The sequence below is a fragment of the Mucilaginibacter sp. genome, from assembly GCF_964263795.1.
GTDB lineage: Bacteria > Bacteroidota > Bacteroidia > Sphingobacteriales > Sphingobacteriaceae > Mucilaginibacter.
In genome coordinates this window covers 1-7189 of sequence record NZ_CAXVWK010000108.1, presented here as the reverse complement: position 1 = coordinate 7189, position 7189 = coordinate 1, and the positions used below count along the sequence as shown (strand labels likewise).

The following is a 7189-nucleotide window of genomic DNA, read 5'->3' as shown; positions in this document are numbered from 1 at the left end:
AAAACCGAATTTACTGCACCAACAGCACCAATGCAGTACGCCGATACAATTTCCCATTGCGGCAGGTTTAAGGTGGCGGCTACCGGTATCAGGCCAATATCGACCTGATTATCTATAAGTTTCTGCGCGCAGTCGGCAGGCATATCCAGGCTCAGGTCTATCTCATTGATGATATCCGAATGCTGCAGGCCGTATAAAAACGGTTTGGTGTTAGTATAGCTAACGGCGGAAATTTTTATCTTTTTCACTAATCGCTCTCAGGATGTTTTTAAATGTTTGGCGTTGTTAAAGTCGACAATTTCATATTTGTCGCCGTCGAACGTTACTTTGTACAGGATCAGATTTTGGTGCGGAAAGTTATCCATTTCCGTCAACGGTTTGCCGGTTAACAGGCACAACAACAGACGCATAGCCCGGCCATGCATACAAACCAATACCGTTTGCTCTTCGGGATGGCTCATGATGGTATCTAAAGCCTCCAACTGGCGCGCCTTAACTTCATTTGGGCTCTCGCCGCCTTCAAATTTAGCATCCAGTTTGCCGTTAAGCCAATCGCGCATGATATCCAAAAAGGCGGCTTTCGTTTCGGGTGTGGCCGGCTGACCTTCGTGGATGCCCCAGGCTAATTCGTCCAGCCCGGCCAGTTTTTCATAAGGGATGCCCATATCAATAAATTGCTGGATGCTTTGCTGCGTGCGCTTTAATTCAGATATATAGATCTTATTAAAAGCTACATCCTTGTAAGCGCTGTAGAACTGGTTGGCCTGCTTGCGGCCTTCGTCATTCAGATCGGTATCCCTGCCCCGGCCTTGTACAATCCCCTGCTTGTTCAGGTCTGTTTGGCCATGGCGTACAATATATAACGTTTTTTGTATTGGGTTCATTTATGCGAATTCATTTGTTTTTAACGGCATATTCCATCCCTACCAATGGACAATTAACCGATAAACTAATTAATAACCGGCAGTTTATAGTACTTGAGTTTTACGGTTTCCTCAAATTGGAAATCTTTGTAGTCGGTCATCACATTATAAAGCGTGTCACGCTCAATGGGGTGGCGGCCGGCATTCTTAATCAACTCCACCAACTCCCTGGTGCTCATGCCCGGGTTTTGCTCTTCAGCACCAGCCATTGCATAGATCTTGGTCGTATCATCCAGCGTGCCGTCAATATCATCTACCCCAAAGTTTAAGGATAACTGCGCCGTTGTGCGGCTGATCATTGCCCAGTAAGCTTTTATATGATCAAAATTATCCAGGTAGATGCGGGAGATAGCGTAATTACGCAGGTCTTCAACAACTGTCGATTCCGGCACACTGCTCATTTGATTATCCTGATTGCGGAATTTTAACGGAATGAATGTTTGGAAACCGCCGGTGCGGTCCTGCAACTGGCGCAAACGCTCCATGTGGTCAACCCGGTGACGGTATTGCTCGATGTGACCATATAACATGGTAGCGTTAGACCGCATACCCAATTTATGCCACTCCTCATGAATGGCCAGCCACTGGTCGCCGGTACATTTGTCTTTTGCGATCAGGTCGCGCACTTCAGGGTGGAAAATCTCGGCACCACCACCGGGAATGGACTGCAAACCTGCATCTTTCATCAGCTGCATGCCCGTAGCGTAATCAATTTTGGCTTTTTTAAAGATGTAGTGATACTCAACCGGTGTAAGCGCTTTCACATGCAGATCGGGCCTGTGCTGGCGAATGCGTGTAAACAACTCACTGTAAAAGGCAACATCGTACTGCGGTAAAACACCACCTACAATATGTACTTCGGTAACCGGCTGGTCGTCATATTTTTTGACGATGTCCAGCATTTCTTCCATCGTGTATTCCCATCCTTCGCTGCGTTGTTTAAGCAACCGTGAGTACGAGCAGAATTTGCAATCGTAAACGCAAAGGTTGGTTGGCTCGATATGGAAATTACGGTTAAAATAAGTTTTGTCGCCGTGTTTTTGTTCACGTATGTAGTTGGCAAGTACTCCCAGGTAGCCCAGTTCTGCCTTTTGATAGAGCAAAACGCCTTCATCAAATGTGATGCGCTGGTTATGGAGTACCTTCTCAGCAATGTCTTTAAGTTCAGGTAAAAGTTGGGGGTTATTCAGCAATACCTGGAAATTATCTGATACTTCCATTTATAAAAATGTTTAGGCAAAGGTAGCAAATTGCGGCAATTTTATACAGCAACTATTTACTAACCCGTGTTTAAACACCTAAAATGACGATGGGTTTACACATATAAATCTTGTCGGCGAAATCCCGTAATAAGTGGCGCTTTATCCCGTTGCCATTAAAATTCTTTTTATTTTGGCGGGATAATTCTGAACAATGAAAATTGAGACTATCGCCATCCATGCAGGCAACCACACCGACGAATCAACAAAGGCAGTTATACAACCTATTGTAATGGCTACTACGTTTGAGCGTGATGCCGATGGCGGTTTCGCTGCAGGTTATCAATACAGCCGCTCAGCTAACCCAAACCGCACCGCTTTAGAAAATGTGATAGCCCGGTTAGAGGGTGGCGCCGATGCGGCGGCATTTTCATCAGGCAACGCGGCGGGCATGTCGGTTTTCCAGGCGTTACAACCGGGTAGCCACATTATCGCACCCGACGATATGTACCACGGCCTGCGCAACCAGCTTAAACAGCTTTTTGTTGGGATACTGGAGTTTGATTTTATCGATATCAACAACCCGGAGGTGCTGCAGGCGCATTTAAAACCAAATACCAAACTTATCTGGGTAGAAACGCCATCTAACCCGCTGTTGAAGATCACAGATATTAAAAAGGTGGTAGCTGCGGCAGCCGGGCAACAAATCAAGGTAGTTTGTGATAACACCTTTGCTACCCCCCTATGCCAGCAACCGTTAACATTAGGTGCCGACCTGGTGATGCACTCCACAACCAAGTATTTCGGTGGTCACAGCGACCTGATGGGCGGCGCCCTGGTCACCAAAGAAAAAGACGGGTTTTGGGAGAAGATCCGCAATGTTCAAACCATGGGCGGTGCCGTGCCATCACCGATGGATTGTTATTATCTTACACGAAGCATAAAAACATTGCCTTACCGTATACGCGGGCATGTCCATAACGCACAGTTACTTGCCGAGTATTTGGAAAACCACGACAGCGTGGAAAAAGTGATGTATCCGGGTTTGCAATCGCACCCGGAATATGCCACCGCAAAAGCCCAAATGACCGGCTTTGGTGCTGTGCTCTCATTCACCCTGAAAGCCGGCGAAGCCGAAGCGAAACGCGTGGTGAACAGTCTGAATATATTTACACAAGCCACCAGTTTAGGCGGCGTAGAAAGCCTTATAGAGCACCGCGCATCAGTTGAGGGGCCGGATACCAAAACACCGTTCAACTTGTTAAGGGTGTCGATTGGATTGGAGCATATCGACGATCTGATAGCAGATCTGGAGCAGGCGATGAAGTAGAACAACAGTGCTTTATCACCACGTTAAAATGTTAAGTTGAAACATTTTAAGCAACCAAACATGATCAAAATTTGCTCTGTTGAATCTTAACTTATAAGCATTTAAACTAAATATCTAATTATTTTAAAATTTTATTTGGATATTAAATTTCGATTGCTCTATATTTGAAACATTATTTGGTAGAAATACCTTAATCAATTCCCTCAAACGGATTTTGATTTATAAAGAAGCGGCGAGAGATCAGGCTCGAAGAACCGCTGGCAACCCTAAAAGGTTTAGAAGGTGCCAATTCCTGTCCCGGAGAAAAGTTAACCGGGGGATATAAATTTTTAATCATGAAAAGTCTGATTTATTTAGCGCAACAAAACACATCTATAACCCAATTGGGTATATTTTCTGCAACTAACAACCTACCTGGCTGTATTTGCATGTGTTGCTGCTGTTGTTAATTGCTGCACACGTTCCCTTTTCTGAGATTTTCCCGAAAACACGTGGCACCCTTTAGGATACTTCTATCCTGTGCAATTCATCGTAAATAAATCATTTTCAAATAGCTAACAATAAATACCATGTCAAACTTAAAATTCGAAACTTTACAAATTCACGCCGGTCAGGAAATTGACCCGACAACGGGTTCACGCGCCGTACCTTTATATCAAACCACATCATACGTCTTTAACAGTGCCGAACATGGCGCTAACTTGTTCGCCTTAAAAGAATTTGGCAATATATACACCCGCCTAATGAACCCTACTACTGATGTGTTCGAAAAACGCATCGCAGCTTTAGAAGATGGTGTGGCAGCGCTGGCAACAGCATCCGGCCAGGCGGCCCAGTTCATTGCCTTAAACAATATTTTACAGGCCGGGGATAACTTTGTAACCTCCCCTTTCCTGTACGGCGGCACCTATAACCAGTTTAAAGTAGCATTCAAGCGCTTAGGCATCGAGGTACGCTTTGCCGAAGATGATAGCGCAGAAAATATCGAGAAACTGATAGACAATAATACCAAGGCAATTTACACAGAAACCATAGGCAATCCGGGTTTTAGCATTCCCGACTTTGAAAAATTAGGTGCGCTGGCTAAAAAGCACGACCTGCCGCTAATTGTAGATAACACGTTTGCAGCCGGTGGTTACCTGTTCCGCCCGTTACAGCACGGTGCCCACGTGGTGGTAGAGTCGACTACCAAATGGATCAACGGGCATGGCACCAGCATTGGCGGCGTAATTGTTGATGGTGGCACTTATGATTGGGGCAATGGTAAGTTTGTACAATTCACCGAGCCTTCCGAAGGTTACCACGGATTAATATTTAATGATGTTTTTGGCATCGGCGGGCCTTTTGGCAATATCCAGTTCATTATCCGTGCACGGGTTGAGGGCCTGAGAGATTTCGGTCCGTCACAATCTCCATTTAACTCCTGGCTAAACCTGCAAGGATTAGAAACCCTGTCATTACGCGTGCAACGCCACGTAGACAATGCGCTTGAACTGGCCAAATGGCTGGAGCAGCACCCGCAGGTAGCTAAAGTGAACTACCCCGGTCTAGAGTCGTCGCCGCACCATACACTGGCAAAAAAATACTTAAAAAATGGCTTTGGCGCCGTGCTTTCTTTTAAGCTTAAAGGCGATAAAGAACAGGCTGGTGCGGTGATCAATAACCTGAAACTGGTTAGTCACCTGGCTAACGTGGGCGATGCAAAAACGCTCATCATACAGCCTGCTGCTACTACGCACCAGCAATTATCAGATACCGAACAACTTGCTGCCGGTGTTACACCGGCCCTGCTGCGTATTGCCGTTGGAATTGAACATATTGATGATATAAAAGCCGACTTTGAACAGGCGTTTGCCAAAATCAAGCAATTGGAATTAGCTTAAGCCCTTTAGTTTTTATTTAGTTTTTTAGTTTTTAAAGTGATGTTATTAGCGAGCGGCTGCCAGGCGGTTGCTCCCATGATAACCAAAGCACCAAAATGAGTTTACAACATTATACATATAACGGCACTTTTGAATTTGAATCGGGCGCGAAGGTACAGGGGCTTCAGATAGGTTACAATACTTATGGCACCTTAAACAGCAACCGCGATAACGTGGTTTGGGTATGCCACGCGCTCACGGCTAATTCTGATGTTTTTGATTGGTGGAAAGGCTTTTTCGGCCCCGAAGATCATTTTAACCCGGATGAGCACTTTATTGTATGCGCTAATATTATCGGCTCGCCATACGGCAGTTTTAACCCATTGAATATTAATCCCGTTACCGGGCAGCCTTATTACCTGGCTTTCCCGGAATTTACCATTCGTGATATGGTTAAGGCCCACCAGCTACTGGCCGGGCACCTGGGTATCGATACGATCGGCATCCTGTTAGGCGGGTCGTTAGGCGGGCAGCAGGCTTTGGAGTGGAGCATCATTGATCCGGACAGGATCAAAAATCTTATCCTTATCGCTACCAATGCCAATCATTCGCCATGGGGAATTGCCTTTAACGAATCGCAGCGTTTAGCGATCACGGCAGACCGTACCTTTTACGCAGGCACTCCTGATAGTGGCAGTAAAGGTTTAAAAGCTGCCCGCAGTATCGCTCTTTTATCGTACCGAAATTATAAAACATATGGCATAACCCAACAGGAAGACGGCGATACCACCACAGATAATTTTAAAGCGGCTACATATCAAAACTATCAGGGCCAAAAACTGGTTAACCGGTTTAATGCCTATAGTTACTGGTACCTATCTAAAGCAATGGATTCGCACAATGTAGGCCGAGGCAGGCATGGCGTTGATAAGGCGCTGAGCCTGGTTAAGGCGCGAACATTGGTTATCGGAATCCATTCAGACCTGTTGTTCCCTATAGAAGAACAGCAATACCTGTTCAGGCACATCCCGAAAGCCGCGTTTGCCGAGGTAGAGTCGTTTTACGGGCACGACGGATTTTTAATTGAAACAGAAGCGTTAACAAAAATCGTTACATCGTTTATAACAACCGATGTAAAAGGAAAGATAATTGAATTGCAAAAAATTGCTTAATGAGTAAGAAACTGAATATTGGCCTCTTCGGGTTTGGAGTTGTAGGCCAGGGCCTGTATGACATCATCAAAACCAAAAACCTCAACCTCGAAATTGTAAAGATCGCCATTAAAAATCCCGAGAAGGAACGCTCTTTACCCCGGGAACTTTTCACAACAGATCGCGACGATATACTGAACAACCCGGAGATTAACACCGTAGTTGAACTGATCAATGATACCGAGGCGGCTTTCGAGATCGTTTCACGTGCCCTTAGCTCAGGTAAAAATGTGGTATCGGCCAGTAAAAAAATGATCGCTACTTATTTAAAGGAACTGATCGAACTACAGCATAAGCACGGCACATCTTTATTGTACGAAGGCTCAGTATGCGGAAGTATCCCGATCATCCGCAACCTGGAGGAGTATTATGATAACGAGCTGCTGCATTCTATCAGCGGGATTTTTAACGGATCATCCAACTACATCCTTTCCAAGGGTTATCTGGAAGGGCTGGACTACGATAGTGCCTTAAAGCAAGCGCAGGATCTGGGCTTTGCCGAAACCGACCCAACCATGGACGTGGGTGGTTACGATGCCAAGTATAAGCTGATCATTGCTGCGGCCCATGCTTATGGTGTAGTGATTGATCCCGAGGCTGTGCTTAATATAGGCATCCAAAACCTTGCTCCTAACGATTTGCAGTATGCCCGCGAAAAGAAGCT

The 7189-nt window shown here is 45.6% G+C and carries 7 protein-coding genes and 1 riboswitch; of the genes, 4 read left to right on the top strand and 3 right to left on the bottom strand.

Features of this window, described 5'->3' with window-relative positions; all coding sequences use genetic code 11:
• The 3 genes from ACE5CV_RS17195 to mqnE form a co-directional block, all read right to left on the bottom strand.
• A partial coding sequence (locus tag ACE5CV_RS17195) for an MqnA/MqnD/SBP family protein (RefSeq protein WP_374951428.1) occupies positions 1–248 on the bottom strand: 248 nt, incomplete at its 3' end.
• Positions 249–257: 9 nt separating this feature from the next.
• Positions 258–884: a histidine phosphatase family protein gene (locus tag ACE5CV_RS17190; protein WP_374951427.1), complete on the bottom strand. Its 627-nt coding sequence runs from the start codon at positions 882–884 to the stop codon at positions 258–260.
• Between the two features lie 65 nt (positions 885–949).
• Positions 950–2143 (bottom strand): aminofutalosine synthase MqnE, encoded by a 1194-nt coding sequence (mqnE, locus tag ACE5CV_RS17185; RefSeq protein WP_374951426.1) that lies wholly within the window; start codon positions 2141–2143, stop codon positions 950–952.
• A 193-nt stretch (positions 2144–2336) separates the two neighbouring features.
• On the opposite strand from mqnE, the gene ACE5CV_RS17180 reads away from it, so the two are divergent.
• From ACE5CV_RS17180 to ACE5CV_RS17165, 4 genes are all read left to right on the top strand, one after another.
• Positions 2337–3452, top strand: a complete 1116-nt coding sequence (locus tag ACE5CV_RS17180) for a trans-sulfuration enzyme family protein (protein ID WP_374951425.1) — start codon at positions 2337–2339, stop codon at positions 3450–3452.
• Between the two features lie 216 nt (positions 3453–3668).
• A riboswitch (SAM riboswitch) is annotated at positions 3669–3780 on the top strand.
• 241 nt (positions 3781–4021) lie between these two features.
• A complete protein-coding gene (locus tag ACE5CV_RS17175; RefSeq protein ID WP_374951424.1) occupies positions 4022–5335 on the top strand; it encodes an O-acetylhomoserine aminocarboxypropyltransferase/cysteine synthase family protein in 1314 nt (437 codons plus the stop codon).
• Positions 5336–5430: 95 nt separating this feature from the next.
• Complete coding sequence (gene metX / locus ACE5CV_RS17170) at positions 5431–6486, top strand: homoserine O-acetyltransferase (RefSeq protein WP_374951423.1); 1056 nt, start codon at positions 5431–5433, stop codon at positions 6484–6486.
• Positions 6486–7189 (top strand): homoserine dehydrogenase (locus ACE5CV_RS17165; protein ID WP_374951422.1); only part of this gene is annotated, 704 nt, incomplete at its 3' end. The genes metX and ACE5CV_RS17165, both read left to right, overlap by 1 nt.

Coding starts and splice junctions, on each gene's coding strand:
- ACE5CV_RS17190 (WP_374951427.1), bottom strand. CDS start 884: ATGAACCCAATACAAAAAACGTTATATATTGTACGCCATGGCCAAACA.
- mqnE (WP_374951426.1), bottom strand. CDS start 2,143: ATGGAAGTATCAGATAATTTCCAGGTATTGCTGAATAACCCCCAACTT.
- ACE5CV_RS17180 (WP_374951425.1), top strand. CDS start 2,337: ATGAAAATTGAGACTATCGCCATCCATGCAGGCAACCACACCGACGAA.
- ACE5CV_RS17175 (WP_374951424.1), top strand. CDS start 4,022: ATGTCAAACTTAAAATTCGAAACTTTACAAATTCACGCCGGTCAGGAA.
- metX (WP_374951423.1), top strand. CDS start 5,431: ATGAGTTTACAACATTATACATATAACGGCACTTTTGAATTTGAATCG.